Here is a 25,266-nt window from a genome sequence, read left to right as displayed (position 1 = left end):
CGCCCGGAGGTTGCCCTATGGTTGGGGCATCAACGGTCGTTGGCCGGTGGAGCTCCATCGCGGAGGGTGCATCATGGGTATTATTTCTTCCGGTTTCCGTGGGCGACGGTCCGAAAACCCTGCGTTGCCTCCGGGACAGCATGAAACGCAGGATTTTCCTGTTCTGACCGCTGGACCCGCCCCGCTCATTCCCGTTCAGGAGTGGGAGTTCTTCATTACTGCGGAGGATGGCCAGCGTCTGGCATGGTCCTGGGATGAGTTCATGGCCTTGCCGCAGGAGGAGATCACCGAAGACATTCACTGCGTAACCAGTTGGTCAAAATTGGGAACAGTGTGGCGTGGAGTCTCAGTGGACACGCTTTTTGAAAACGTGGAGACCACCCGTGACTTCGCCACTGCCCATTCCTTCGGCGGCTACACAACCAATGTTCCGCTGTGGGACCTCCTGGGCGGTAAGGCTTGGGTGGCTTGGGAGTTCGACCACGAACCACTTGAACGGGCGCATGGCGGTCCGGCGCGGCTTTTGGTGCCGCACTTGTATTTCTGGAAAAGCGCCAAGTGGATTCATGGTCTGGAACTGACGGAGGAAGACGTTCCCGGCTTCTGGGAGTCGAACGGGTACCATCTTCACGGCAATCCGTGGAGCGAGGAGCGGTACTCGTGAGGCCTTTGCCGTGAGTTCTGTATGGCGGGTCGCTGAAGTGGTGGGCGGGGAACCGGAAAACGCCACTGCCCGGACCATTAGGCTGCGCGTGGATGGTTTGATGGGATATCTGGCCGGCCAACACATTGACATCCGCCTCACCGCCGAGGACGGGTATACGGCCATCCGGTCTTACTCGGTGGCATCGGCAAGTGCCGACGAGCATCTGGAAATCACCGTTGACGAACTGCCCGACGGCGAAGTGTCGCCTTACCTTGTCCGGGACCTGGCGGTCGGAGACCGGTTGGAAATCCGGGGACCGGTGGGTGGCTGGTTTGTCTGGCGGCAGGGCAACGCGAACCCGGTGCAGCTGATCGGGGGAGGGTCGGGTGTGGTGCCGCTGATGTCGATGATCCGTGCCCATCAGGCATCCGACAGCGAAGCCCCTTTCCGGTTGCTCTATTCCCTCAAGGCTCCGGAAGCTGCGCTCTACCGTGACGAGCTGCATCGTTTGGATCGGGAATCAGCCAAGCTGATGGTCGATTATGTCTACACGCGTTCGACGCCGGAGGGCTGGCCGGCAGCGCCAGGCCGCCTTACCTCCGAGAGCCTTTTGGGCAAGATCTTCCCAACAGAGGAGAAACCGGATGTTTTTGTTTGCGGCCAGACAGTCTTTGTGGAGACCGTTTCGGACTGGCTTGTAATGGCCGGTTATCGGCCGGAGTCGATCAAGACCGAGCGGTTTGGCGGGACGGGAGGTATCCGGTGACCAGCGCCGATGACTTCCCCGTCCCCGGGTCCGAAGACCCGGACATTGCAGCAGGATCCCATGACCCCATTCCGTATGTGGACGGCAACGCCGCTGCCGGCGCCTTGTCCGAAGTCTTCCGGATCGACATCATCGCGGCGCTCGGGCGCTGCAGGCATTGCGGTTCCATCAGGGCTTTTGGCGAGGCCATGGTCTTCACCGACGCGCCCGGCATTGTGGTCCGGTGCCGCGACTGCCAGGGCGTCCTGCTGCGATTGGTCCAGACACCAACGCGTTATTGGCTGGATCTGAGCGGCCTCAGCTACTTGGAGATCGACCGCGAAGAATAAGGGTTGCCCAATCCCGAAGACGTGGACTTGGGCCTATTTCCCGGGCGTGACGGTTGAGGTCCAGTAGGCGTTCATTGCCTCTACGGCTTCTTCCTTACTCATGGTGGCAACAGTCGCCTCAGGGATCTTGGCTGTCTTGGTCAGGAGTATGACAAGCTCGAGAGGCAAGGCCGTAGTCGGCGCTTCGGGTAGGCCGCGGTCTGGCAGATCACCGTCCTTCACGCACCCCCAGAACTCGTCCGGGGTGACGTCCAGTTGATTCTTCAAAATTTCACCCCAGAGGGAAGGACCATAAGCGGTCCGGTCCACTGGCCGTGAGATGCGAGTCCGAAGAATTCTCCCGTCATGTAAGGCGAGCTCATAGGTGGCGTGGTGACGGACCTTCTGGCCCTTGGCGTTGAGCACAGGTTGCCATTCCTCCGTCCTGCAGAAAGTCTCGTGATCATCTCGGGTGCCTGGGGGATATTTTTGGCTCACTTCTTGCTACCGGTCAGCCATGCGGCCAGTTCCTCATCAGTGGAGGAGTCAATCAGTTGTACTAAAGCCCAGTTGCCTCGATGGTTTGATGCCATGCGGAGGTGGTCCTCCCAGTCTTCAGCGTATTCACGAAGAGCGTCGATTAGATCAATGGTCGCTTCTTCCAACGTCGTCCCCTCGGCTGCCAGGGGCAAGCCGGGCAGGAACATGGCCCATGCCCCGTCCTCGTTGACGACCTGCGCTTTTGCCGGAAGGTTATTCACTAAGAATTCCTTGAACAAGCTGGTGTTCACGACAGAGGCGGAGCTCTCTCCACGCTCAATGATGGACAGGCCGCCGCGATCGCTAGTATCCAAAATTGTCTTGAAGGACTTGCGGGCGCCGGCGAAACCGAAAGTCCGCCGCTCGTGTGTAGGAGTGCTCATACATACAACGATGAGCCATGTACATGATGTACGTCAACTCTAACGTCTGGATCGTGTCCCCTACCGACGCATCTGGATGATCGTCTTCCCATTCCGGCGTGCGGCCGGGGTAAGGGCATTGATCGCGTCGTCGAATTCCCCGATGTTTCCGATGTTTGTCCGAAGCCGTCCGTCTCGGATTCGCTGGACGATCTCACCCAGTTGGGCACGATCCGACTCGACAACGAAATCCACTGCCAGACCATCTTTAGGGCGTGCTTCAACCGGCCCGGTGATGCTCACCAGCGTTCCGCCGGGCCGGATCAGGGCCGCTGACTGCTTCTGGATATCGCCACCGATCACATCGAATACCAGGTCAACCGCGCTGATATCCTGCAAGGTGTCGTTGGCGAGATTGATGAACTCGTGCGCTCCAAAGTCGAGGGCCTTCTGCCGATCGGCAGTTCGTCCGGTGCCGATGACGTAGGCGCCCGCTTCACGTGCCAGCTGTGTCACCATCGTTCCGACTGCCCCAGCGGCGCCGTGCACGAGCAGGCTCTGCCCCGACTGGATGCGGCCATGGATAAACAAGCCCTGCCAGGCGGTCAGGCCAGAGATGGGCAGGCTCGCGCCAACTGTGAAGGGGACGTCGCCCGGCAGCGGCGCAAGGTTACGTGCTTCCATCGCCACGTACTCCGCCAGGGTCCCATCCCGGTGCCAGTCCGCAAGGCCAAACACGCGTTGACCCACAGTCAATCCTGTCGTCCCATAACCGAGCGAGGTTACGACGCCGGCCACCTCGTGCCCAATGATGGAGGGTGTCCGGTCCCGGCCGGCTCTATCAGTCCAGGTCGAGGGCCATTCCACCTCGGTTGGGACGAATCCCGAGGCATGAATCTCAACAATGACATCATTTATGGCCGCCGCCGGCCGCGGCCGTTCGGCCATCTTCAGCCCGGCCATTCCCGCAGACTGATCCGACACAATAACTGCTTTCATCAAAAACTCCTGTCCTCGATCCTGGCCAACACCGCGGATTCACATTTAACAGCCCCGGACAACCGGGCACCACAACCGGCGCCGCCTAACTGCCCACCCGCAACGGCTCCGCCATCACCACAGGATGATCGCGGCCCACGTCCTCGCGGAAATCGGCCTCGAAGAACTCCGCGTTCGCCCTGACGTAATCCGACCATTCGTCAGGGACATCCTCCGCATAGTAGATCGCCTCTACGGGGCACACGGGATCGCATGCCCCGCAGTCAACGCACTCGGACGGGTGGATGTAGAGCGAGCGTTCACCTTCGTAGATACAATCCACCGGGCACTCGTCAATGCACGCCTTGTCCTTCACATCCACGCAGGGCTGTGCGATCACGTAGCTCATGGCGCACTAAATACCGGTGTAGACGGTCTTGCCCCAGGTGTAGAAGTCCAGGGCGGACCTGCCTTGCTCGCGGAAGGTGTTGGTGGAGGAATCCTTCACGCCGCCGAACGGAACGTTCAGGTCCAGCCCGGCAGTTGGGCGGTTGATCTTCACGACACCTGCCTGCGCGCGGGCTGCGAAGTCCGTGGCGAGGGCCAGGGAGTCCGTGCAGATGCCGGCGGTGAGCCCGTAGCGGGAGTCATTGATGGCTGCGAGGCCGGTTTCATAGTCTGCCACTTCCAGAACGGCCACCACTGGCCCGAAAATCTCATCGGTCACGGCTGCGTCGTCGAACGGCAGTCCGGTGAGGATCGCCGCCTGGAAGAACAGCGCGCCGGTGGGGTCGCCGTCGTACTGTCCGTGCAGGAGTGTGGCCCCGCGTTCGACGGCGGTGCGCACCGCTGCCTGGTCCTGCTCGAATTGCTGCCTGCTCACTACGGCACCCATCCGGACCTCGCCATCAAGCCCGTCACCGGTGGTGTAGGCGGCGGCCTCCTGAACCAAGGCATCGAGGAAGGCGGAGCGGATGCCGGGTGTCACGTAGACGCGGGACGTCGCGGTGCACGCCTGTCCCGTCAGGCCGAATGCACCGGCAGCTACTACCTGCGCAGCTTTGCGGGGGTCGGCGTCATCCAGCACCAGCACGCCATTTTTGCCGCCCATTTCGAGTTGGACCCGGGCGCGCCGGGCATTGAGGATCTCCTGCAGCCCAAGGCCAACATTGGTGGAGCCGGTGAACGACAAGCCGGCGATGCGGGGATCGCGGGCCAGGGCGTCACCCACCACGCGCCCCTTGCCGTGCACCACGTTGAACACCCCGGCGGGCAGCCCGGCGTCCTGCAGTGCACGTGCCAGGTGGGTAGTGGACAACGGAGTGAGCTCGGCCGGTTTGATGACCACGGTGTTTCCGCTGATCAGTGCGGGGGCTGTTTTCCATGCGGGGATGGCGATGGGGAAGTTCCACGGCGTAATGAGTCCCACCACACCCAAAGCCTCACGGCGCGTGGTGATGGTGGTGTCCGGCAGGCCGCTCGGCAGGACTTCGCCCGTTGCCGCCCAGCCCAGCGAACCGAAGAAGCGCAGCACGTCCGAGGCGCGCCTGACCTCCCCCTTTGCCTCCGCGAGTGTTTTTCCTTCTTCACGGACAAGGTCCTCGGCGATCGCGTGTTGGCGCTCGTTGAGCAGGTTTCCAGCCGCGATGAGGATGGCGCCCCGGGCTGGTGCGGGCAGGGCCGCCCATGACGGCTGGGCTGCGGCGGCCGCGGTAATAGCGGCGTCCACGTCCTCGACGGTGCCGCTGGGTGATAGCGCTGCGAGTTCGCCTGGCCGGGCCGGATTCATTCGCTGCGTGTCCGCGTCTCCGAGCCACTGGCCATTGATGAGGTGCTGTGCGGTAACCCTCTGCGGGTCGGTGATCGCCTGGGGGTCAACTGCTGTGGAAGTCATGATGTTCCTTAGGATTTCGGGAGGGAGGCTAGAGGCTGCGGATCAGTCCGCCGTCGCACCTGAGCGCGACGCCGGTGATGTACGACGCCGGCGCGCTGCACAGGAAGGCGGCAGCGGCACCGAACTCCGCAGGTTCTCCATAGCGTCGGGCGGGGATGGTCTTGCGGGATTCGAGCTGGATGTCTTCCAACGTGGTCCCGCGTCGCTTGGCGGCGGCGTGGTCAAGTTGCGTGACCCTGTCCGTGGCGATGCGGCCCGGCAGGAGCAGGTTCACGGTGACCTCGTCCAGGGCAACTTCGGCAGCGAGGGTCTTGAGGTAACCGGCAAGGGCAGCACGTCCAGTGTTGGAGACGGCTAGGTTGGGCAGCGGGGCTGTCACGCCGCTGGACCCGATAGCCAGGATCCGGCCCCACCGCCGTTCCCGCATCCCGGGAAGCACCTGGGAAACCAAAGCGTGCTGCGGTTTGACCAGGAGATCAAACGCCGCCGCAATGTCATCGGAGCTGAGCGTGGCTGCGGCACCGGGTTTGGGGCCAGGGCCGTTGAGGACGAGGATGTCGATGGGTCCCAAATCCGCGACCGTCTGTTCGACTGCCGATTCGATGCCCTCGGGCGTTGTGAGGTCTGCTTCGATCGCCACGGCGTCGAAGCCGCTCGGACCCAGTGAGCCGGTTCCGTACGCGGCCTGCAGTTCCGCGACAATCTCCTTTGCACGGTCCCGACGGCGGCCCACGATCGCCACGCGAACGCCTTCGGCAGCCAGGGCACGCGCTACAGCCAGGCCCAGCCCACCCGTGGAGGCGGCAACCAAAGCGGTCTTGCCCGCGATTCCGAGATCCATCACAGGCTCCTTGCAAGGGTCGTAGCATTTTCAAGGGCTGCAGCTGCCTCACCAAGATGTGTGCCCATACTCCCGCGCAGGGCTTCGGGAAAGCCCGCTGCAGGGGCACGAACGCCCGAGTCCTTGATGAGTCCCCGTTCGCGCAGGCACTCCTTGCGAATAGCCAGCGCCACCTTCGCCTGCTGCTCAAAGTTGATCAGCGGCAGGTAAGGGAGCAGTTCGCGCCGGGCTGCTTCATAGCCGTCCTGCTGCCACGCCCGCACACAAGCTATGAGGGCTTCAGGGTAGGAGAAACCAGTCATTGCGCCTGCTGCGCCGGCCATCAGTTCATCCAGCAGTCCCTGCCCGCCGAGGCCACCAAAGACTGAAACCCCGACGCCGGCACTCAGTTCTGCGATCGCGACGCTGGTGGGAGGTGCTTCAGCCTTGACGGCTATGACGAAGTCACAAGAGGTCACCACCCGGATCAGAGCGGGGGCGGGGATGCTGACGCCACTTGCCAACGGATAATCCTGAAGGACAACCTTGGCGCCAGTAGCCTTGTGGATGGCATCCAAGTGCGCAATCACTGTCTCGGGCTTGGCCGAGTTAGCCTGCACCATCACAGCTGCCAGGCGTTTTCCGGCAACATCCTGGGCGGCCCGGACTTCCTCAATGGCAGGCCGGGTGGCCAAGGCGGTCACGCCCACCACCAACGGCAGCCCGGTGCATTCGACGACGGTTTCCAGGACCTGGCGGCGCTCCTCGGCGGTCAATGCGGCTGCTTCGCCGAAGACCCCCAAGACCGTGAGCCCCGTGGCGCCAATGGACTCGTAGTGCTCAACGAGTTCGGCCAAGCTGTCCAGGTCCACGTCCAGCGTGCTGCCTTGGAATGGTGTGGCAACAACGCCCCACACTCCAGGAGCCAAAGATTCACGGCGCGGTACAGGGTGTTTTAGGGATTCGCGCGCGACTGATGACGGCATCGGTATCTCCTCTTGTTCGTTCGAAAATGGTGTTCTGCTGGCGAAACGGGCCAGCACTAGAGCCGGATCACAGAGCCGACGATCAGCGCCCAGGCCAGACGGGCGAGCGCTTTTCCTGGAAAGCGCGCACTCCCTCGGCGGAGTCTTCGCTGTCCAGCGCCGCCATGAGAGCGGGCAGGCGCAGGCCGCGGGCTTCCTTGGCCGTCAGGTGGGAAGTCTGGGTGACCATCTGCTTCACGGCCCGGACTGAGGTGGGGGCGCACGCAAGGATCTGGTCCACCCAGCGCTGCACCGCGGCGTCGAGCTCTTCTGCAGGAACTACTTCGTTGACCAGCCCCATGGACTGCATCTCGGCAGCGTCTGCCTTTCGGCCCGTCAGGAGCATTCCCATGGCCTGGGTGTGGGGGATGCGCCGCACCAGCTGGTGGATGCCGCCGTCGAGCGCCAATCGCCCAACCCGAGGTTCCGTCAAGCCGAACTTCGCTGTGTCGACTGCCACCACGATGTCGGCACCCAGCACAATTTCCATGCCGCCGCCCAGGGCGTAGCCGTTGACCCGGGCGATGACGGGGATATCCAAGGTGGTGCGCAGGCTCAGCCCGCCGAAGCCGTTGGGGTCCAGTCCGGCCCAATACTCCAGGCCGGTTTTGTCCACGGCCGACGCCGACATGTCAGCACCAACGCAGAAGGCGCGGGACCCGGCACCGGTAACAACAACTGCACGCACTGAAGGATCGTTCTCCAGCTGGGCCCAGATCTCGTTGAGCCGTGCATGCGTGGTGGCGTCGACGGCATTGAGGACGTGCTGGCGGTCGATGACCACCGTGGCCACGTGGTTCTGGATGGTCAGGGTGACGGTATCCACCTGAGCTTCAGCCACAGCGGTCATCGCAGGACTCCCAACTGCTGCAGGCGCTCGATCGTCGCTTGATCGAAGCCGTTCTCCAGCAGAACCTCTACGTTGTGCTCGCCAAGCCGCGGTGCGGTGCGGCGAATAGTGGGAGGGGTGGCGGAAAGCCGGATCGGCGCATTCAGCATCCGCACCGTGCCCACAGAGGGGTGTTCGGCTTCCACGATCATGCCGTTGGCCTCGGTTTGTGCATCAGCCAACGCCTGTTCCAGGGTGTGCACCGGAGCATTCAGCAGCCCCTGTTCCTCAAGCCGGTGTGTCCAATACTCGGTGGTATTGGTGGCGATGCGCTCGCGGAAGATGGCCTGCAATGCCGGCTTGTTCTTGAATTGCTGCTCAAGGTTGGAGAATTCGGGCCGCTGGGTGAGGTCCTCGTCCAGGCCAAGTGCTTCAGAAATCCTGGCCAGGGGATCGGGCGTGAAACCACCCACCATGCACACGGCGCCGTCGGTGGTTTCGAAGACACCGCTCAGCGGCATGGCGCCCCAGTTGACCTCGTAGCCGCGGTTGAGCTGCATGCACGCTTCCTGCATTTGCAGGTGCAGCATGGAGTCGTACATGGTCACCTCCACCTTCTGGCCCACCCCCGATGCCTCGCGTGTGCGCAGTGCCAGAAGGATGCCCTGCATGAGGTGCATGCCGGTGATGTAGTCGCACAGGGTGGTGGGATAGATGGAGGGCTTGGTGTCATCGGATTCCCTACGCCACATCACTCCGGAGTAGGCCTGCGCGATGGCATCCTGGCCGCCCTTGTGGGAGTAGGGTCCTTCGGGGCCGAAGCCGGTGCCGGAGGCCCAGATGATCCCGGGATTCTGTTGCTTGAGGTCCTCGTAGCCGAAGCCCATCCGTTCCATGACTCCGGAGCGGAAATTGCTGACCACTACGTCGGCATCAGCAATGAGCCGGTGCAGCACCTCGCGCCCTTCCTCAGTGCGGGTGTCCACGGAGACGCTGCGCTTGTTCCGGTTGATGGACAGGAAGATCGGGTTGTCCTGGCCGTCCTGGTCCGGGAAGGAATTGCGCGAAATGTCGCCTGCGCCGGGACGTTCCACCTTGATGATGTCCGCACCGTAATCGCCCAGCAGCTGGGTGCATGACGGGCCCATGAATACTTGGGTGAAGTCCACGATTTTGATGCCGTCCAGCGGAAGCGGCGTGGGTACCGGAGCCCCGGCGGCGAGTGCCGCCGTCGTGCTTTCCGCTGTCTGTTCCAGAATTACGGTGCTCATGCCGGCACCGCTGCGGTTGCGTCGACGGTAGCGTTCGACGACGGGACGTCGCCTGGGTCAGCACCATGCCGGCGCATGCCCTGCTGGATATCCAGCGCGGAGACGTCGCGGACCAACACGTTGTTTTCCACGGCGAGGGCCGCTGCAACGCCGACGGCCTGTCCCATTGCCATGCAAGGCGGGATCTCGCGCGACATTTTCTGTGCCTCCGGAGTGGCGGAGTAGTGGCGGCCGGCGACCAGCAGCTGGTCCACTTCCTTGGGGAGCAGCGAGCGGTATGGGTAGTAGTAGTCACGGCCGCGGGCAACGGTGTCCGCGAAGTGGCGGCGCTGGGTGACGTCGTCCTTGGTCATGACGTACTCGCCCTGCAGGAGCCGGGTTTGGCGGACACCCATTTGGGAGGCGACATCGAGCATGTAGCAGTTTTCGAAGCCGGGCAGGTTCGCGCGGACGTACTCCACGGCCTCGGAGATCCGGTCCCGGGCCGCGAACTCCGCGGCAGTCATGTCGGCGGGATCGACGCCGTCGAAACCGGACATGTGCGGGGCGTTGCACCAGACCACGCCGTCGATGGGTGTCTTGAGCCACCACAGTTCCCAGGCGCCGCCGAGGAGGCGCTTGATCTTGCGGTTGATGGCGCGGGCTTCCTTGGGGTTGGCCTGTTCGAAGGCTTCGGCAGCGTTGGTATCCACGTTGCCCAAACGGAAGACGAGGGTGGTGAGGTAGTTGTCCTTGGCATAGCTGGCGCCGGCGCGGGAGGCGACGTCGATGTCGCCGGTGGTGTCGATCACGACGTCGGCCATGAAGGCCTGCGGGCCGAGTTTCGTTTCGCAGATGACGCCCTTGATCACGCCGTTGTCCACGATGGGACGGGAGAACCAGGAGTGCAGGCGGAGGTCCACGCCGGCCTCGCGGACGAGGTCGTTGGAGACGCGCTTCCAGCCGTCGGGATCGAAAGCGGCTGCATAGCAGATGGGCTTCGGGTTGGTGTGGGAGTGGAAGTCGAAAGTGCCGTAGCGGCCCCATTTGTTCCAAAGTTCCTCGGAGGTCTTGCGGTCATCGGCGGGCGGGACGATTGCCAAGCCCAGCTTCTGGAGGCGCTCCACGTATTCGGAGACGATGCCGGTGACGGTGATTTCCTGGCCGTTGATCATGTCATCGAGAACCAGGACCATGCCGCCGGAAGCGAGTCCGCCCAAGGATGAGTAGCGTTCCAGGAGCGTGACCTTTGCGCCGGAGCGGGCGGCGGTAACCGCTGCAGCGACGCCTGCGGGACCACCACCGACTACCAGGACGTCGGACCGTGAGATGACCGGGGCGGTGAGGTCCGCCGTCGTAGTGCTGAGTTCAAGCGAGTTCATGATGAAGTCCTTACTTTCCGACGAAGATGCCGTTGGAGCGGCGTGCGGCGAGGTAGAAAACGATGCTGAGGATGGAGAGGACGGCCACGTAGACCGGGAAGACCCATGTGAGGTTCAGGGATTGGAACCAGACCAGAAGGTAGGAGGCAGTGCCGCCGAAGAGGGCGACGCCGATGCCGTAGCCCAGCGCAACGCCGGTGCCGCGGATGTTCTTGGGCATCAGGGATGAGCTCACCACGTTGTAAAGGGTCATGTTAAGGACCAGGACGATCGAGCCACCCAGGAGGACTGCTGCGAATCCGCCAATGCCCGGCTGGACGTACATCAGCATGAGGAACACGGACGGGATGGCGAGGATGCGGGTCACCAGGAACCAGCGGGACATTGCTTTGCCGTCGGCCAGCTTGCCGATGACCCAACTGCCCACTACGAGGATGATGGCCAGGATAGTGGTGAGGGCGAAGACCGCGGTGGGATCTTCCTTGAAACCGCTGCGGGCTGCGGTGGGAAGGCCAACGTTCCAGGCGTAGTTGTAGGCCTGTGCTGCACCCACCACGAAGATGATGGCAAGAACGGAGAGCCAGTGCTTTCGGACTCCGGACCACACTGTGCCGGGGGTGTTGGTGGCCATTTCCTCGGGCTTGAGGGTTTCCGGCAGCGCACGGCGGAGGTAGAGCACCACGAAGCCGAAGAGCGCGCCGATGATGAACGGGACGCGCCAACCCCACTCGGCCATTGCGGCTCCGCCCAGGACCAAGCTGCACAGGAAGCTGATCAGGGAGGCCAGCAGGATGCCGATGTTCACATAGAACGACATGATGCCGGCTACGTAGCCTTCGCGGCCTTCCGGAGCGAGCTCCACAGCGTGGGAGGTGGAGAGTGGGGCTTCGATTCCTGTGGAAATACCCTGCAGGATGCGGCACACCAGCAGGATAATGCCGGCCCAGGCGCCGATCGTGGCGTAGTTGGGCGTGATGGCAATGATCAGCGTGGTGCCGGCCATGAGCATAATGGACAACAGCATGACCCGACGCCGGCCGATCCGGTCTGCGAGCGTCCCCAGCAGTATGCCGCCAAGGGGGCGGAAGGCGAACCCGACGGCGAACACGGCCAATGCATTCAGAGTGGCGGAGAGTGGCTCGGAGTTTGGGAAGAAGTTCGGACCGATGAAGGCTGACAGGAGGCCGAAGACCATCCAGTCGTACCATTCAAGGGCGTTGCCGAGGCCCAACCCCAAGAGTCCTTTGCGGACCTGCGGAGTGAACTTTGGGTTCTTTGTGGGGGAGGAGTGGCTGGTGCTTGGTGACGGGACGGCGTTGTCCGTCGTTTGGGTGTTGAGCATGGAAGTGTCCTTACGCTGACGCCCCGGAGGGCGTGGGAGGGTATGACGCAGGAACGCCTGTTGGAGGAGGCGCTTCGTGCGAAAGTGGCAAGGATTGTCTGCGGCCACGGTTCGTGTCCGGACAGTTAAGGGAAAACGCTGGCGCCGTTAAGGGGCAGCAGTGTTACCACGCGTGTGGTGCGTTGACCCAGATGGCTACGCATACCTCTTCGTAGCTGTTTTTGTACCAGTGGGGGATCTCTGAGGAGTAGGTGATCGAGTCGCCCTCTTCCAGGCTGTAGCAGACGCCGTCCAGATAGACGTCCTTACGGCCGGAAATGATGTAGCAGAACTCTTCACCACTATGGGTAAAAGGGGTTGCGCTGGTGTCGTGCCCTGGGGGCGTGCTGATCCACTGCGCTTCAATGCTTCCGTCGCGGTTGGGAGTCAGCAATTCATGTACGGCTTCGCCCACGGATTCACGGGTGACGTTCTTGAGGTTGCGTCGCTCGGATCTGCGGACCACAGGTGAGGTGGACTGGTCCTGGCCAATGAAGAATCTCCCTACAGGGATGTCCAGGCCGTGGGCCAATTGGGCGAGGGTGGTGAAGGAAGGGTTGGCCATTCCGCGTTCGATTTGGCTGACGATCGCCTGGCTGAGGCCGGTGATGTCCGAGAGCTGGGCGAGGGTCATGCCCTTTGCCTTGCGCATGGTGCGCACCTTGTTCCCCACAGTTGCCAGCAGTTCGCTGGTGGCTGGCGGTGCAGGAGTCTCGGTAGTCATTGCCGCATCCTTCGTTGGTGAGCTAACTCACACAACTATAGTGAAGATTTTCAGCGAGTCAATGGTTTTCTTTATTTTCGTGAAGATCTTTACGAGATCGAGGGTTGGAGTTCGCAAATCGTACCGAACACGAAGGCCTCGATCGTCTGCACTTGCTCCCTCAGTTCCTGAAGGTGCCCGGCATTGGGGAGGAGCCTGATGCTGATTTCCAACTCCGTGGCCAAACGGCGCATGCAGATGGCCCCCACCATGTGGCTTGAAGTCTTCAGGCTCAGTACAGCGTCCATGGCGTCTTCAATGTCCAGGTTGTTCAGTGCGTGATGCAGGCGGCCAACCCGCCACGGCAGGAGATCGATGTAGTTGCGGACGAACCTGGTGACGATGGACCGGTCTCCGCCAAGCTCTGCCTGGAGTTCGGTGAGGACGGTGGGATCAACCAGTGAGTCTGTGCACTCGTCATACTCAGACACCAAACCCCTCCCGCCTCCGAACAATAGATGCACGATTCAACAGTAGGTCCCGGGGAACTATCGAAATGCCCCAATGCGAAAGCTTGATCCAATCTTGAGCGGACTCAGAGGGAGTCTTGATCGAAGTCGCTGAAAGTAAGTAAAGGAAATGGAGTAATTGCCGAAGCGGGGGGATCAAGGCGTGGGTAAAGGATTGGAAATCAGCATGAACGGTGATGTTCGACCCTCAGCGGGGCTCATGGTCATCATCGTGTTGTGCCTGACGGTGCTGCTGGGTATTGGTGGAACGTCGGCGTATGCGTTGTGGGAGCAAGGGTCACACAACAGCACTAATCAATCGGACTCCGCTGGGTCCGCCGGGAATGCCGGGCCGAAGGCGCCATAGGGCGAATGGCCCTCCAACGGCCCCTCCAGGAACCCCGTCAGGCGTTCTTCGAGGACTGAGCTGTCCCGCAACTCGCACTCCCACACCGTCAGGACGTCCCAGCCGGCAGCGCGCAGCTGTTCCCTCTGTATCTGATCGCGTTCACGGGTCCGCGTGCGCTTGGTTTCCCAGAAGGCCGCATTGGCAGTGGGGGAGTGCAGGCCGACCTTGCAATCATGGAAGTGCCAGAAGCAGCCGTTGACGAAAATGACCTTACGACGGCCGGAGAACACCAGATCCGGCCGACCCGGCAGCTTGGTCCCGCCGGCTTGCCCATGCAACCGGTAGCGGTACCCCTTGGCATGCAGGAGTTTGCGGACCAGTAACTCGGGCTTGGTGTTTTTGCCCCTGATCCTGGACATGTTTCGGCTACGCTGCTCCGGCGTCAGCAAGTCCCGGCTCTCGCCCATACAGTCCAGCCTACCCAGGGATTACTGTCACGGTCCGGGGAGCCTGGAACGATAGCAAACGGAGCCATTCGGGGTTGGGGTCCCCGAGCCGGATCCCCTTCAGCGCCGCGGTGGTTTCCTGAACCACGACGACGGTCTCCAGCTCGGCGAGTTTGGCACCAAGGCATCGATGGATTCCGGAGCCGAAGGCCAAGCCGTAGGGCGTGGGTCCCTGATGGTCGGTGGCTTCCCCGGCAGACTCACCGCTGCCTTCACCGGCCGCCCAGGGAAAGCCGTGGTTCCCGGTCAGCTCCACCAGGATTTCTTCCCCGGCGAGCACTGGCTCGCCATTCAGCTCGGTGTCGCGGGCGGCCACCCTCCGCCAAGTGGGCACGGAAGACTCGGTGGCCAGCACATGACGAACAATCCCGCGGGCTTTGGCGCTGGAAGAGGCTTCGTCCCAGGAGATTCCGCGCGAGCCCTCGGCCAGACGGAAGAGCGTGGTGCTGATGAGCTGCGTAGTGGTCTCCTGGCCTGCGATGAGCAGGAAGTAGCCCAAGGAACAGATCTCCGGCGTGCTGAGGCCGTGGTCTGCAAGTGCCCTGAACAGGTTTGTTGTACCGGGAACTACCGGTGCCTCCACCGATTCCAGGACCAGCTCGCGCAGCCAGCTGTAGAAGTCCGCAGCGGTCTGGGCCAGCTCGAGCTGCCGTTCAGAATCCGGCCAGCCCCAGAACAACTCAAGGGAGTCCAGGCTCCACGCTTTCAACCGGGGGAGGTCGCGAACGGGAAGCCCCAGCATCTCCAACATGATGACTGCCGGCGGATACACGGCCACTGCCTGCACCAAATCAACATTTCCCGCAGAATCAAGGACCTGGGCTGCGGCCGCGGCCGACTCCCTGGAGAGCTGCCGGATGCGCGGTTCCATGGCGGCCACCTTGGCAGGCGTGAAGAAGCCCGCCACTACCTTGCGGATAGCTGCATGTGAGGGGGAGTGGTTGCTGGCCAGAACGGGTGGAAGGGCGAAGCGCGCCTTCTGCAGGACGCGGAGAGCCTGACCGCTCAGGGGTGTCACTGCCAGAAGCGCATTGGCAGGGCTGAAGTCTTCGGGCCGGTGAAGGACCTCGCGGACGGTGTCCGGATCGCGCAGCACCTTATAGGGGCATGCAGTAACGGTGCTCATGCCGGCACCCCGGCAAGCCAGGAGGGCGCGTGATCGCGGAACTCGCCCGGGTCCATTCCGGCGGCTTCCTGCCGGATGGCACCCAGCAGCGGCACCGGCCAGTCGGAGATGGTGGCGCGGTTGCTGCGCTCCACAGCGCCAGGGACAGCAGGCCAGCTGCCAAGCACAACACCGACCACCGGTAGGCCCCGCCGATCGAGGGCTTCGAGCGTCAGCGCCGTGTGGTTCAACGTGCCCAGCGACGGCCGTGCCACAACGGCGAAGCCAGCCGAATCGCCCAGGAGGGTGCCCAGGTCAGCCAGGGTCCCGCCGTCGTGGTCCAACTCAACCAGCACCCCGCCTGCACCTTCCACAAGGACGTGGTCGTGCGTGTTGGCCAGTGCACGGATTCGCCGGGCATGCGAAGCAAGCTGCGGCAGCACCACCTCATCACAGGCAGCCGCGGGGACGGGAGCCAACGGCTGTTCGAGTACGATGCCGGCCTCGGCCGTAAGCGGGCCGGCAAGCCGCACTACTTCCGCGCAGTCCGAATCGCCGTCCCCGTTGCCGCTTTGGCAGGGCTTGTAGACCGCTACCGAGCAGCCGCGTTGCTTCAGCGCCGCGGCGAGTGCCGCCGTCGTGATGGTCTTCCCGACGCCGGTATCGGTACCGGTCACCAGGATGATGCGGGGAAGTTTCATGAGGTTCGCTCCAGGATGTCGCGCAGCACTGCGCAGGCGTGGTCGAGGTCGGTGGGGGTGAGGTTGGCACGGGCCGTGAGTCGCAGGCGGGAGATTCCGTCCGGCACCGATGGTGGCCGGAAACAGCCCACCTGGACGCCGGCAGCGTACGCGGCCTGGCTCGCAGCCAAGGCAGCTTCCGCTGAAGGCATGGGGATGGATTGCACCGCTCCGGCACACCGCTCGACGGCGGCTGGGAGTTCCAGCGCGGGTTGCAGTCGGGCGGCGAGAGCGGCTGCGTTGTGATGGACGGCCGCGGCGCGCCAAGGTTCCTGCCGGATGATCCCGACGGCGGCCACGGCAGCAGCCGCTGCGGGCGGGGCCAACGCGGTGTCGAAAATGAAACTCCGCGAGCGGTTCACCAAGTGCTCCCGCAGCAGGCTGGAGCCGAGCACCACCCCGCCCTGGCTCCCCAATGCTTTGGACAAGGTGGCCGTGCGGACAACGCCCGGATGGTCCGCGAGGCTGGTACCCGCCACCGCGCCCCGCCCCTGAAAGGCGCCAACGCCGGCAACGCCCAGGCTGTGTGCCTCGTCGATCAGCAGCACGGCATCGTGTTCCTGGGCCAGGCTGAACAACTCCTGTAGGGGAGCGGCATCCCCGCCCACACTGTAGATGGACTCCACAACAACAAGGGCCCGCGGCTGTGTCCGTTCCGCCAGGAGGCGTGCCGCATCCGCAGCGTCATTGTGCTTGAATTCCCGCATCTGGGAGCGGCTCAGCCTCAAACCATCGATCAACGAGGCATGGCAGTACTCATCTGCCACAATCAACGTTCCGGGACCACCCAAAGCCGTGGTGACACCCAGGTTGGCGAGGTAGCCGGAGGAGAACACCAACGCAGCTTCCGCTCCGGTGAACAGGGCAAGGTGGTGCTCCAACTCAAGATGCAGCTCCGTGGTGCCGGTGACCAACCGGGACGATGCAGCGCCAGTGCCCCAGCGCCTGATCGCGTCCATGGCAGCCGCCGCCAGGCGTGGATCCGTGGACAGGCCCAGGTAATCGTTGCTTGCGAGGTCGATCATCCGGCGAGGTCCGCCCTGCGGGCCTCGCACTGTCGGCCTCCGCACGAGTCCACGGCGCTCGCGGACCTCTGCCTGTTGCTCCAGCCAGGCGGTCATGGAGAGGCTCATGCTCTGGCCCCCAGCCTGTCTGCGGCCGCGGAGACTGCCGCCACCATGCCCGCGGTGATGGTCCTGATCTGGGAGGTTGAGCTGATGTACGGCGGCATCGTATAGACCAGGTTGCGGAACGGACGGATCCACACTCCCTGCCTGATCGCAGCCCGGGTCACTGCAGCGACGTCCACCGCGTCCGCCAACTCAATGACGCCCACAGCGCCGATAGTACGGACGTCCCTCACGCCGTCGAGCCCCACCGCCGGGGCCAAGCCCTCCGCGAGGCCTGCGCCCACGCGGTCAACGTCTGCGCGCCAATCCCCGTCCCGCAGTAGTCCGAGGCTCGCGTTGGCCACGGCACACGCGAGCGGGTTGCCCATGAATGTGGGACCGTGAAGTAGTGCACCAGCACCACCATTGGAGACCACCCGGGCAACCTCACCCGTGCACAACGTTGCGGCCAGCGTCATGTACCCACCCGTGAGCGCCTTGCCGACGCATAGCATGTCCGGGACAACGCCGGCATCGTTCGCCGCGAACAACTCGCCTGTTCGTCCGAAACCAGTGGCGATCTCGTCCAGGATGAGCAGCAGGCCATACTCGTCAGCCACCTCACGGAGGATTCGCACACACTCTGCCGGGTAGATGAACATCCCTCCGGCCCCTTGCAGGACAGGTTCCACAATGATCGCGGCGAGCTCGTTGGAATGCTCACGTGCCAGCTCCTCAACTGATGTCCGCCACTCACTGATAACTGCTGGGCTGGCCGTCGCCGCGGCTGGAGGACGCGGCGCGAACACGTTATCCGCCAGCAAACCAGGGAACGCGGAGTGCATACCGTCAACGGGATCACACACGCCCATCGCCGCGAACGTGTCGCCGTGATAGCCGCCGCGGACCGTCAGGAAACGCTGCCGTTGTGGACGCCCGGACGCTGTTTGGAACTGCACCGCCAGCTTCAGGGCAACCTCCACTGAGATGGAACCGGAATCAGCCAGGAACACGCGCTCCAACCGACGGCCGGGCTCGCCTGGTGCCAGCGCCAGCAGGTTCTCCGCAAGATCCACTGCAGGCTGATGCGTCAGCCCACCGAACATCACATGGCTGAAGGACTCCAACTGGCGCTGAACCGCGGCATCCAGCACAGGATGGCGATACCCATGGATCACCGACCACCACGACGACATTGCATCCAGTACCTCATGCCTTCGGCCGTCCTCGTCCCGAAGCCGCAGCGCCACGCCGTCGGCCGCTTCAACTTCCCAGAGCGGCAGCGTCCCGGACGCCGGAGCGTAAGGATGCCACAGGCTCGCCCGATCGCGCTCGATCAAGGAACCTCGCTCGATCAGGGACTCCCGCTCGATCAGCGACGTCATCGGGACAACCGTCCGTGACGCGAGCACTCTGCCGACCATCCCAGCGGCGTCACCTGGACCTTCATCCGGCGGCGGCACTGCGCACAATACCTGGGCGGTTCCATCGCCAACCGTTGGTTGCAGCCCTGGTGGGGGTCCGACGTCGGGTGGGGGTCCGACGTCGGGCGCTCGCCTTGGGTGCCGGCAAGCGCGCCCCCGCAATGCCCGCAGTAGTCCGCCGTCATTGCGCCAACCGCGGTCATAGTGACTTCTGGAGTTCCTTGATGGGCATGTTGAGCTCCACCAGGAGGTTCAGGTCGGCGGTGGCGGGGCGGCCCAAGGTGGTGAGGTAGTTGCCCACGATCACGGCATTGATGCCGCCGAGCAAGCCATCGCGGGTTCCGAGATCCCCGAGGGTCAGTTCGCGGCCGCCAGCGTAGCGGAGCACTGTGCGGGGCATGGCGAGCCGGAAGGCGGCGATGGCGCGGAGGGCGTCCTTGCCGTCCATGATGCCCTGGTTTTCCAGCGGCGTTCCAGGGCGCGGATTGAGGAAGTTCAGCGGAACTTCGTGCGGTTCCAAAGCCGCCAGCTGGGCGGCGAGTTCGGCCCGCTGCTCCAGGGTTTCGCCCATGCCGATCAGGGCGCCGCAGCACAGTTCCATGCCGGCGGCCTTGACCATGTTGCAGGTGTCCAGCCGTTCCTCGTAGCTGTGTGTGGTGACGACCTCGGGGAAGTAACTGCGGGCGGTTTCGAGGTTGTGGTTGTAGCGGTGGACGCCCCACTCGGCCAGCTGGTCGACCTGGCGTTGGGTCAACATCCCCAGGGAGCAGGCGATGTTGATCTCAACTTCCTCGTTGATGCGGTCAATCGCGAACTTGATCTGGTTCATGAGCTTGATGTCCGGGCCACGCACAGCTGCGACGATGCAGAACTCCGTGGCGCCGGTGGCGGCTGTTTCCTTGGCGGCCTTCACCAGCTCGGGGATATCCAACCAGACGCCTCGGACAGGGGAATCGAACAGGCCGGACTGGCTACAGAAGTGGCAGTCTTCAGGGCAGCCGCCGGTCTTGATGGAGATGATGCCTTCAACCTCGACGTCCTCGCCGCAGTGCTTCAGCCGGACCTCGTGGGCGAGCTGCATGGCCGCGGGTATCGCTTCGTCAGGAAGTTGGAGGATCTCCACAAGCTGGGCTTCGTTGAGGCCTTCACCACGCTCAAGGACCTGCTCGCGTGCGATGTCCAGGATGGCGTAGGCAGCGCCTGCTGGGGTTCGATCAGTTGTTTGGGTCGTCATGGACTTGACGGTATCCGTGGGCGCGTTACGCGATTTTGTGGGGTCCGCACAAAGTGGACTCACGGTTTTTGGAGCGCCCTTATGGCTTAGGGGTGAAAGAGCTGGTGCAGAAGTTACAGCTGTGAAACATCGTTGTGACTGATTTGACCCGCCGCGTGACTAGCGTCGTTGGCGAAGCACCGACCACGAATCTTGAAAGTGAGCCCGGATGAGCGACGTTCTGACAGACACCCAAAGAGCTACGACGGCGGGGAACGCCGATGCGATGAGCGCGGCGAAGGAGAGCCTGGAAGACTACACGCTCCGGTTCGCCCCGCGCTCCTACCGGAAGTGGAGCGCGGGTGTGGTGGCGACCAGTGCGCTGGGCGGGATCGCCTACCTGGCTGACTTCTCGATCGGGGCAAACATCGGCATCGCCTACGGCACCGTGAACGCGATCGTCGGCATCATCGTGGCCGCAGTGATCATCTTCGCCACGGGCTTTCCGCTGGCGTACTACGCCGCCCGCTACAACATCGACCTCGACCTCATCACGCGCGGGTCAGGCTTTGGCTACTACGGTTCAGTGGTCACGAACATCATTTTCGCGACCTTCACCTTTATCTTCTTTGCGCTCGAGGGTTCCATCATGGCCCAGGGCCTGCAATTGGGGCTTGGCGTCCCGCAATGGCTTGGCTATGCCGTGTCCACCATCATCATCATTCCGTTGGTGATCTACGGGATGAAGACCCTTGCTACTTTGCAAGTGTGGACCACGCCCTTGTGGCTGCTGCTCATGGTGGTTCCCGTTGGCTATCTGCTGCTGTCACACCCGGAGAGCATCGACGTCTTCTTCGCGTACACCGGTGCTTCGGGCGGGGGCGGCACCAATCTCGCCTCCGTGATGCTGGCTGCCGGTGTTTGCCTTTCGCTGATGGCCCAGATCGCCGAGCAGATCGATTACCTGCGCTTCATGCCACCCAAGACCGCGGAGAACAAGGGCGCTTGGTGGCGTGCCGTAATTCTTGCCGGACCCGGTTGGGTTATTTTCGGTGCCATCAAGCAGGTGGTGGGCATGTTTATTGCCATTTATCTGATCGCCCGGCTGGACCCCGCCGCGTCCGTGCACGCCAACGAACCAGTCCACCAGTTCCTGGGCGTGTACCAGGAGATGATGCCTGCGTGGCTCGCGATGTCCCTTGCCGTTGTGTTGGTGGTCATCTCGCAGATCAAGATCAACGTCACCAACGCCTATTCCGGCTCGCTTGCCTGGACCAATTCGTTCACCCGCATCACCAAGACCTACCCGGGCCGCATGGTGTTCGTGGTGGTCAACCTGGTGATCGCGTTGGTCCTCATGGAATCGAACATGTTCGAGTTCCTCAACACGATCCTTGGCTTCTACGCCAACTGCGCCATGGCCTGGGTGGTCACAGTCGCCTCCGATATCGCCATCAACAAGTACCTCCTGAAGATCTCGCCCAAGGTTCCTGAGTTCCGCCGGGGCATGCTTTACGCCGTCAACCCGGTCGGTTTCGTTTCCATGCTGGTGTCGGCGGGGGTGTCCATCGCGGTCTTCTTTGGGGCTTTCGGTGCCGCAGTGCAGCCGTACTCGCCAATTTTCGCCGTCGTCCTTGCTTTGGTACTTCCCCCGGTCCTGGCTTTGGCAACACGTGGCCGTTACTACCTCCGCCGCACCGATGACGGGATTGACCTTCCCATGTTCGACGCCGACGGAAACCCCAGCGACGAGAAGCTCCTCTGCCACGTCACCGGACTTGAGTTCGAACGCCCGGACATGCTCCGCTCAGGCCAGGACGGTCCCGACGGCGAACCCCGCTTCATCTCTTCCCTTGCCTTGTCCACGGATAAGTCAGGCGCACTGGTGCTGCCGGCCCAAAAATAGGCCCGCTGCCCCAAGTAGGTCGCATTAGATGTCGTTTTGGGCCCTCAAAACGGCATCTAATGCGACCTAGTTGGGCTGACGCTGTGTGCGAATAGTCAGGGTGCTTAGAATGAGGCATGGCACAGGATGAGCGGAACGAAGAGGCCGGGCAGGGCGAGGAATCCAGGCAGGTCGAGTCAACAACCGACCTCGACGAGGACATCGTGATGGCGTTGGAAAACCACGTCCTTAACCCGGCGGAGGATCCTGAAGACGCGTCAGATCCACGGACGATGTATCCGTCGGGGGAGTTCGAACCGCAAACCCAGGACTACCCGGGCTGGACCGAGGCAATGATCCCGCGCCCGGATCACGGGGAGCAAAGCTACGTGGGCCATCACCGGATGATGGGATTCCGGACCCTGATTACTGGCGGCGATAGCGGGATTGGGAAGGCCGTAGCCATTGCCTTCGCCCGTGAAGGCGCAGATGTGGCGTTCACGTATTTGCCGGAAGAGGAACAGGACGCCGAATTGACCGTCCAGTTGATCGAGGCCGCGGGCAGCCGTGCCCTCGCGCTGCCGGGAGATCTGCGGGACGAGGAATTCTGCCAGGAAGTCATCGCCCAAACCATCGAGGAATTTGATGGGCTGAACGTTCTGGTCAACAATGCAGGTTTCCAAATGACTACCAGCGAGGGGATCGAAGACCTCAGCAGCGAACAGTTCGACCGGACCTTCAAGAGCAACGTCTATGCGCTCTTCTGGCTTACCAAGGCGGCCTTGCCCCATTTGCAGCCGGGGTCCTCGATCATCAACACCTCATCGATCCAGGGCTACCATCCGAGTCCCTCGCTCATCGATTACGCCGCCACCAAGGCAGCCATCAACAGCATGACATTCTCGTTGGCAGAGTCCCTCGGTCCTAAGGGAATCCGGGTCAATGCGGTAGCTCCGGGGCCGGTGTGGACCCCATTGCAGCCACCAACCCAGCCGGAGGAAAAGATCGTAAAGTTCGGGCAGGACACACCCCTCGGCCGGGCCGGTCAGCCTGCTGAACTTGCCGCGACGTATGTGCTCCTGGCGACAGAGGAGTCCAGCTACATTTCCGGCTCGGTTATTGGGGTTACCGGCGGGAGGCACCTCGCATAGGGAGCCTCCTGGTATCCAGCCGGTATAGCCAGCCAGGCAGTTCCACCGCCAGGTCCTTCACGAGATCAGGGCTTGAGCACCACTTTGATGCAGCCGTCCTGCTTCTTCTGGAATTTCTCGTACAAGTCAGGTGCATCGTCCAGGCCACCAGTGTGGGTGACCAGATGCATGACTCCCAGCGGATCGGCGTCGTCCTCTACCAAGGGGAGCAGCTGGTCAGTCCAGTTGCGGACGTTGCATTGCCCCATGCGGAGTTGGACTTGCTTGTCGAACATGGTCATCAGCGGCATGGGATCGGCCTGGCCACCGTAAACGCCGCTGAGTGAAACGGTGCCGCCGCGCCGCACCATATCCACAGCTGTGTGGAGGGCAGCAAGGCGGTCCACGCTCATCGTTTCCATGGCTACCTGCGCCGGCTTGTCAGGGAGCAGGGAAACCGCCCGGTGCAGGAATGATGCGACCGGGGAGCCGTGGGCTTCCATGCCCACTGCATCCACTACCGCGTCGGGGCCCCGGCCGAGGGTCTGTTCGCGGATCCGGGCGGCAACGTCCGGGCCGTAGTCCATCGTCTCCACCCCATGTTCTTCCGCCATGACCCGGCGCTCGGGAACGGGATCTACGCCAATGACACGGAAACCCTTGTGGACGCCAATTCTGGAGGCGAACTGGCCCACGGGGCCGAGTCCCATAACCGCCAACGTGCCGCCCTCGGGGACGTTCGCGTATTCCACGGCCTGCCACGCAGTGGGCAGGATGTCCGAGAGGAACAGATAGCGCTCGTCCGGGAGGTCTGAATCTACTTTGATGGGCCCATAGTCCCCGAAAGGCACACGCAGGTACTGTGCTTGGCCGCCCGGGACAGAGCCGTAGAGTTCGGAGTATCCAAAGAGTGCGGCCCCTGTGCCCTTGGCTTTGACCTGCGTGGTTTCGCACTGCGACTGGAGGCCTTGGTTGCACATGTAGCACCGGCCGCAGGAGATGTTGAAAGGCACAACTACCCGGTCGCCCTTCTTGAGCCGGTGGACCTCCGGACCCACTTCTTCGACGATTCCCATGGGCTCGTGGCCGATGACGTCGCCCTTGTGCATGTAGGGGCCGAGGACTTCATAGAGGTGCAGGTCCGAGCCGCAAATGGCTGAAGATGTTATTCGGACGAGGACATCCGTGGGTTCCTGGATGGTGGGATCGGGGACATCAATAACGCTCACTGAGCGTCTTCCTTGCCACGTCACTGCTTTCACAATCGCTCTCCCTGCTTTGGGGGCTGGAGGTGTCCCGCGCTGCAGGAGACCTTCCCAGCGAAGCAGAGTTGGCAGCGGCGCACAAGGTCTTCGGTAGCCTCGACAGCCCCGGATGCCCGGCCTAGATTGAGGCTATGAGCGAAGCATCGAGCGAACCGGACCAAACGTCTTCCGAAAGCGCAGCGCCCTCTGAAGCCTCAAAGCCCGCGGTACCTGCCGACGTCGAGCATGAGGGCAGCAGCGCCGGGACGGGTGACTTCACTACCGAAGTGGACCCTACCTTCATCCCTGATGAAAGCGGCGAGACGCCGGAGGAGAAGCGCGCCCGGGAGCATCCAGAGCCGACGGGCAGCTAAACGCGCCTGATTTTGCAGCAGTAGAACGACGGCGGTCCGCGGCGACCGTCCCGGGTCATCTGCGCGCGCCACTTAGTAAGTAACCTGATAATTGGTGTTAAGCTGAGAGGAGATAGCTGTCTACGTGATCAGAAAGCGTTTGGAACGAGCACGGGATGGGTACAACTTTGGGTACTAAGCACAGCATGGGCTAGGGGCGGCGCCCAAACAAAGCCGTTCGCGAGGGAGGCAATCCACATGGACACAGGACAACTGGTATTGATCATCGTGTTGGCCGTCGTCGTAGTCGCAGCTGTGATTATTGCGGTAGTAGTTGGGCGTAAGAAGAAGACGGAGCTCAATCGCCGTCGCGCAGGGGAACTGCGCGAGAAGGCAGACCAGGAGGCCGTCGGCGCACACCAGGCGAAGGCCCAGTCGGCACAAGCCGAGGCTGCTGCCGTTCAGGCAGAAGTCGAGGCCAACCGGCTCCGGCGCGAAGCCGATCGGCACGCGGAGAAAGCCGAAGAAGCCAGTGGCCGCGTTGAGGAGCACCTGCGCCATGCCGACAAGGTGGACCCCGATGTCAGGACCGGCCGCGACCGGGAGAACGACACCGATCGTGAACGTGACCGTGACATGGGTTCGCGTGACGAACGGCTAACACGGGATCGCTCGGCACGGGAAAGTGTCAGGGAAGAGCCTTTGCGGGACGACTCTGTGGGGGACGCATCCAGGCGGGACAGTTCCAGGCGGGACGGAGATAGGAACGTGTAAGTTCCTACGGTGAAACGGAGGCAGGAAGTGAGCATCGTGGT

General features: G+C 62.8%; 28 protein-coding genes. 7 read left to right on the top strand and 21 right to left on the bottom strand.

The features are described 5' to 3' along the window. The first annotated feature begins 73 nt into the window (after positions 1 to 73). From AC6I97_RS19095 to AC6I97_RS19085, 3 genes are read left to right on the top strand one after another with little or no spacing between them, the layout of a single operon-like run. Positions 74 to 664, top strand: coding sequence for a molybdopterin-dependent oxidoreductase (locus AC6I97_RS19095; RefSeq protein WP_224166630.1), 591 nt, complete (start codon positions 74 to 76; stop codon positions 662 to 664). 10 nt (positions 665 to 674) lie between these two features. Further along, positions 675 to 1,412, top strand: coding sequence for a ferredoxin reductase (locus tag AC6I97_RS19090; RefSeq protein WP_224166631.1), 738 nt, complete (start codon positions 675 to 677; stop codon positions 1,410 to 1,412). After that, on the top strand, positions 1,409 to 1,741 hold the full coding sequence (locus AC6I97_RS19085) for a DUF6510 family protein (RefSeq protein ID WP_224166632.1): 333 nt from the start codon (positions 1,409 to 1,411) through the stop codon (positions 1,739 to 1,741). Before AC6I97_RS19090 ends, AC6I97_RS19085 begins: the two co-directional genes overlap by 4 nt. Before the next feature lie 33 nt (positions 1,742 to 1,774). Here the strand turns inward: AC6I97_RS19085 and AC6I97_RS19080 are convergent, their stop codons facing one another. The 20 genes from AC6I97_RS19080 to bioB form a co-directional block, all read right to left on the bottom strand. Continuing rightward, entirely contained in the window at positions 1,775 to 2,008 is a 234-nt protein-coding gene (locus AC6I97_RS19080; RefSeq protein ID WP_497946043.1) for a hypothetical protein, read from the bottom strand. A 206-nt stretch (positions 2,009 to 2,214) separates the two neighbouring features. Then, positions 2,215 to 2,643: a RelB antitoxin-like protein gene (locus AC6I97_RS19075; RefSeq protein ID WP_224091255.1), complete on the bottom strand. Its 429-nt coding sequence runs from the start codon at positions 2,641 to 2,643 to the stop codon at positions 2,215 to 2,217. Between the two features lie 60 nt (positions 2,644 to 2,703). After that, positions 2,704 to 3,621: an NADP-dependent oxidoreductase gene (locus AC6I97_RS19070; protein ID WP_497946038.1), complete on the bottom strand. Its 918-nt coding sequence runs from the start codon at positions 3,619 to 3,621 to the stop codon at positions 2,704 to 2,706. Between the two features lie 85 nt (positions 3,622 to 3,706). After that, positions 3,707 to 4,009 carry a ferredoxin gene (gene fdxA / locus AC6I97_RS19065; protein ID WP_497946035.1) on the bottom strand — a complete coding sequence of 101 codons (303 nt, stop codon included), beginning with the start codon at positions 4,007 to 4,009 and terminating at the stop codon, positions 3,707 to 3,709. Between the two features lie 6 nt (positions 4,010 to 4,015). Beyond that, positions 4,016 to 5,494 carry an aldehyde dehydrogenase family protein gene (locus tag AC6I97_RS19060; protein ID WP_497946034.1) on the bottom strand — a complete coding sequence of 493 codons (1,479 nt, stop codon included), beginning with the start codon at positions 5,492 to 5,494 and terminating at the stop codon, positions 4,016 to 4,018. A gap of 28 nt (positions 5,495 to 5,522) precedes the next feature. Continuing rightward, positions 5,523 to 6,335: an SDR family oxidoreductase gene (locus AC6I97_RS19055; protein WP_497946032.1), complete on the bottom strand. Its 813-nt coding sequence runs from the start codon at positions 6,333 to 6,335 to the stop codon at positions 5,523 to 5,525. Continuing rightward, positions 6,335 to 7,300 (bottom strand): dihydrodipicolinate synthase family protein, encoded by a 966-nt coding sequence (locus AC6I97_RS19050; protein WP_497946029.1) that lies wholly within the window; start codon positions 7,298 to 7,300, stop codon positions 6,335 to 6,337. Before AC6I97_RS19050 ends, AC6I97_RS19055 begins: the two co-directional genes overlap by 1 nt. Positions 7,301 to 7,382: 82 nt before the next feature. After that, positions 7,383 to 8,189: an enoyl-CoA hydratase-related protein gene (locus AC6I97_RS19045; RefSeq protein ID WP_497946028.1), complete on the bottom strand. Its 807-nt coding sequence runs from the start codon at positions 8,187 to 8,189 to the stop codon at positions 7,383 to 7,385. Then, the gene (locus AC6I97_RS19040) at positions 8,186 to 9,439 is read right to left on the bottom strand and encodes a CaiB/BaiF CoA transferase family protein (RefSeq protein ID WP_497946026.1); all 1,254 of its coding nucleotides are present in this window, start codon (positions 9,437 to 9,439) and stop codon (positions 8,186 to 8,188) included. Before AC6I97_RS19040 ends, AC6I97_RS19045 begins: the two co-directional genes overlap by 4 nt. Then, a complete protein-coding gene (locus AC6I97_RS19035; RefSeq protein ID WP_224166641.1) occupies positions 9,436 to 10,800 on the bottom strand; it encodes an FAD-dependent oxidoreductase in 1,365 nt (454 codons plus the stop codon). The genes AC6I97_RS19040 and AC6I97_RS19035 overlap by 4 nt, the downstream gene beginning before the upstream one ends. Positions 10,801 to 10,810: 10 nt before the next feature. Then, entirely contained in the window at positions 10,811 to 12,142 is a 1,332-nt protein-coding gene (locus AC6I97_RS19030) for an MFS transporter (protein ID WP_497946020.1), read from the bottom strand. A 163-nt stretch (positions 12,143 to 12,305) separates the two neighbouring features. Further along, a complete protein-coding gene (locus tag AC6I97_RS19025) occupies positions 12,306 to 12,905 on the bottom strand; it encodes a helix-turn-helix domain-containing protein (RefSeq protein ID WP_223936112.1) in 600 nt (199 codons plus the stop codon). Between the two features lie 89 nt (positions 12,906 to 12,994). Continuing rightward, the gene (locus AC6I97_RS19020) at positions 12,995 to 13,375 is read right to left on the bottom strand and encodes an Hpt domain-containing protein (RefSeq protein WP_224091274.1); all 381 of its coding nucleotides are present in this window, start codon (positions 13,373 to 13,375) and stop codon (positions 12,995 to 12,997) included. A gap of 333 nt (positions 13,376 to 13,708) precedes the next feature. Beyond that, positions 13,709 to 14,209 (bottom strand): very short patch repair endonuclease, encoded by a 501-nt coding sequence (locus AC6I97_RS19015; RefSeq protein WP_224166643.1) that lies wholly within the window; start codon positions 14,207 to 14,209, stop codon positions 13,709 to 13,711. Between the two features lie 10 nt (positions 14,210 to 14,219). Next, positions 14,220 to 15,374, bottom strand: a complete 1,155-nt coding sequence (locus tag AC6I97_RS19010) for a cytochrome P450 family protein (RefSeq protein WP_497946015.1) — start codon at positions 15,372 to 15,374, stop codon at positions 14,220 to 14,222. Beyond that, on the bottom strand, positions 15,371 to 16,054 hold the full coding sequence (bioD, locus tag AC6I97_RS19005; RefSeq protein ID WP_497946013.1) for a dethiobiotin synthase: 684 nt from the start codon (positions 16,052 to 16,054) through the stop codon (positions 15,371 to 15,373). Before bioD ends, AC6I97_RS19010 begins: the two co-directional genes overlap by 4 nt. Further along, positions 16,051 to 17,214, bottom strand: coding sequence for an 8-amino-7-oxononanoate synthase (locus AC6I97_RS19000; protein ID WP_497947204.1), 1,164 nt, complete (start codon positions 17,212 to 17,214; stop codon positions 16,051 to 16,053). Before AC6I97_RS19000 ends, bioD begins: the two co-directional genes overlap by 4 nt. An 8-nt stretch (positions 17,215 to 17,222) precedes the next feature. After that, positions 17,223 to 18,587, bottom strand: a complete 1,365-nt coding sequence (bioA, locus tag AC6I97_RS18995) for an adenosylmethionine--8-amino-7-oxononanoate transaminase (RefSeq protein ID WP_497946012.1) — start codon at positions 18,585 to 18,587, stop codon at positions 17,223 to 17,225. Further along, positions 18,584 to 18,691 carry a biotin synthase auxiliary protein BsaP gene (bsaP, locus tag AC6I97_RS18990; protein ID WP_497947200.1) on the bottom strand — a complete coding sequence of 36 codons (108 nt, stop codon included), beginning with the start codon at positions 18,689 to 18,691 and terminating at the stop codon, positions 18,584 to 18,586. The genes bioA and bsaP overlap by 4 nt, the downstream gene beginning before the upstream one ends. A gap of 134 nt (positions 18,692 to 18,825) precedes the next feature. Continuing rightward, complete coding sequence (gene bioB / locus AC6I97_RS18985) at positions 18,826 to 19,860, bottom strand: biotin synthase BioB (protein ID WP_309927112.1); 1,035 nt, start codon at positions 19,858 to 19,860, stop codon at positions 18,826 to 18,828. 208 nt (positions 19,861 to 20,068) lie between these two features. On the opposite strand from bioB, the gene AC6I97_RS18980 reads away from it, so the two are divergent. Together AC6I97_RS18980 and AC6I97_RS18975 are read left to right on the top strand one after the other, a co-directional pair. Then, positions 20,069 to 21,745 carry a purine-cytosine permease family protein gene (locus AC6I97_RS18980; protein WP_497946009.1) on the top strand — a complete coding sequence of 559 codons (1,677 nt, stop codon included), beginning with the start codon at positions 20,069 to 20,071 and terminating at the stop codon, positions 21,743 to 21,745. Between the two features lie 116 nt (positions 21,746 to 21,861). Continuing rightward, positions 21,862 to 22,875: an SDR family oxidoreductase gene (locus tag AC6I97_RS18975; RefSeq protein WP_497946008.1), complete on the top strand. Its 1,014-nt coding sequence runs from the start codon at positions 21,862 to 21,864 to the stop codon at positions 22,873 to 22,875. 65 nt (positions 22,876 to 22,940) lie between these two features. Here AC6I97_RS18975 and AC6I97_RS18970 read toward each other — a convergent pair whose 3' ends face one another. After that, entirely contained in the window at positions 22,941 to 24,116 is a 1,176-nt protein-coding gene (locus AC6I97_RS18970) for a zinc-dependent alcohol dehydrogenase (protein WP_497946007.1), read from the bottom strand. 134 nt (positions 24,117 to 24,250) lie between these two features. Here AC6I97_RS18970 and AC6I97_RS18965 point away from each other — a divergent pair, with 134 nt between their 5' ends. Then, positions 24,251 to 24,472: a hypothetical protein gene (locus tag AC6I97_RS18965; RefSeq protein WP_224091288.1), complete on the top strand. Its 222-nt coding sequence runs from the start codon at positions 24,251 to 24,253 to the stop codon at positions 24,470 to 24,472. Positions 24,473 to 24,709: 237 nt separating this feature from the next. Then, a complete protein-coding gene (locus AC6I97_RS18960; RefSeq protein WP_497946003.1) occupies positions 24,710 to 25,225 on the top strand; it encodes a hypothetical protein in 516 nt (171 codons plus the stop codon). Positions 25,226 to 25,266 lie beyond the last annotated feature (41 nt).

Source organism: Arthrobacter sp. TmtSoilC48, from assembly GCF_059739425.1.
The sequence above is the reverse complement of the archived record's forward strand: the minus strand, read 5'-3'. Positions and strand labels throughout refer to the sequence as shown.

What these genes read in the sequence shown, in the direction of transcription:
- AC6I97_RS19095 (WP_224166630.1), top strand. Translation starts at nt 74, where the DNA reads ATGGGTATTATTTCTTCCGGTTTCCGTGGGCGACGGTCCGAAAACCCT.
- AC6I97_RS19075 (WP_224091255.1), bottom strand. Translation starts at nt 2,643, where the DNA reads ATGAGCACTCCTACACACGAGCGGCGGACTTTCGGTTTCGCCGGCGCC.
- AC6I97_RS19070 (WP_497946038.1), bottom strand. Translation starts at nt 3,621, where the DNA reads ATGAAAGCAGTTATTGTGTCGGATCAGTCTGCGGGAATGGCCGGGCTG.
- fdxA (WP_497946035.1), bottom strand. Translation starts at nt 4,009, where the DNA reads ATGAGCTACGTGATCGCACAGCCCTGCGTGGATGTGAAGGACAAGGCG.
- AC6I97_RS19060 (WP_497946034.1), bottom strand. Translation starts at nt 5,494, where the DNA reads ATGACTTCCACAGCAGTTGACCCCCAGGCGATCACCGACCCGCAGAGG.
- AC6I97_RS19055 (WP_497946032.1), bottom strand. Translation starts at nt 6,335, where the DNA reads ATGGATCTCGGAATCGCGGGCAAGACCGCTTTGGTTGCCGCCTCCACG.
- AC6I97_RS19050 (WP_497946029.1), bottom strand. Translation starts at nt 7,300, where the DNA reads ATGCCGTCATCAGTCGCGCGCGAATCCCTAAAACACCCTGTACCGCGC.
- AC6I97_RS19045 (WP_497946028.1), bottom strand. Translation starts at nt 8,189, where the DNA reads ATGACCGCTGTGGCTGAAGCTCAGGTGGATACCGTCACCCTGACCATC.
- AC6I97_RS19040 (WP_497946026.1), bottom strand. Translation starts at nt 9,439, where the DNA reads ATGAGCACCGTAATTCTGGAACAGACAGCGGAAAGCACGACGGCGGCA.
- AC6I97_RS19035 (WP_224166641.1), bottom strand. Translation starts at nt 10,800, where the DNA reads ATGAACTCGCTTGAACTCAGCACTACGACGGCGGACCTCACCGCCCCG.
- AC6I97_RS19030 (WP_497946020.1), bottom strand. Translation starts at nt 12,142, where the DNA reads ATGCTCAACACCCAAACGACGGACAACGCCGTCCCGTCACCAAGCACC.
- AC6I97_RS19025 (WP_223936112.1), bottom strand. Translation starts at nt 12,905, where the DNA reads ATGACTACCGAGACTCCTGCACCGCCAGCCACCAGCGAACTGCTGGCA.
- AC6I97_RS19015 (WP_224166643.1), bottom strand. Translation starts at nt 14,209, where the DNA reads ATGGGCGAGAGCCGGGACTTGCTGACGCCGGAGCAGCGTAGCCGAAAC.
- AC6I97_RS19010 (WP_497946015.1), bottom strand. Translation starts at nt 15,374, where the DNA reads ATGAGCACCGTTACTGCATGCCCCTATAAGGTGCTGCGCGATCCGGAC.
- bioD (WP_497946013.1), bottom strand. Translation starts at nt 16,054, where the DNA reads ATGAAACTTCCCCGCATCATCCTGGTGACCGGTACCGATACCGGCGTC.
- AC6I97_RS19000 (WP_497947204.1), bottom strand. Translation starts at nt 17,214, where the DNA reads ATGACCGCCTGGCTGGAGCAACAGGCAGAGGTCCGCGAGCGCCGTGGA.
- bioA (WP_497946012.1), bottom strand. Translation starts at nt 18,587, where the DNA reads ATGACGTCGCTGATCGAGCGGGAGTCCCTGATCGAGCGAGGTTCCTTG.
- bsaP (WP_497947200.1), bottom strand. Translation starts at nt 18,691, where the DNA reads ATGGAACCGCCCAGGTATTGTGCGCAGTGCCGCCGCCGGATGAAGGTC.
- bioB (WP_309927112.1), bottom strand. Translation starts at nt 19,860, where the DNA reads ATGACGACCCAAACAACTGATCGAACCCCAGCAGGCGCTGCCTACGCC.
- AC6I97_RS18980 (WP_497946009.1), top strand. Translation starts at nt 20,069, where the DNA reads ATGAGCGACGTTCTGACAGACACCCAAAGAGCTACGACGGCGGGGAAC.
- AC6I97_RS18975 (WP_497946008.1), top strand. Translation starts at nt 21,862, where the DNA reads ATGGCACAGGATGAGCGGAACGAAGAGGCCGGGCAGGGCGAGGAATCC.
- AC6I97_RS18965 (WP_224091288.1), top strand. Translation starts at nt 24,251, where the DNA reads ATGAGCGAAGCATCGAGCGAACCGGACCAAACGTCTTCCGAAAGCGCA.
- AC6I97_RS18960 (WP_497946003.1), top strand. Translation starts at nt 24,710, where the DNA reads ATGGACACAGGACAACTGGTATTGATCATCGTGTTGGCCGTCGTCGTA.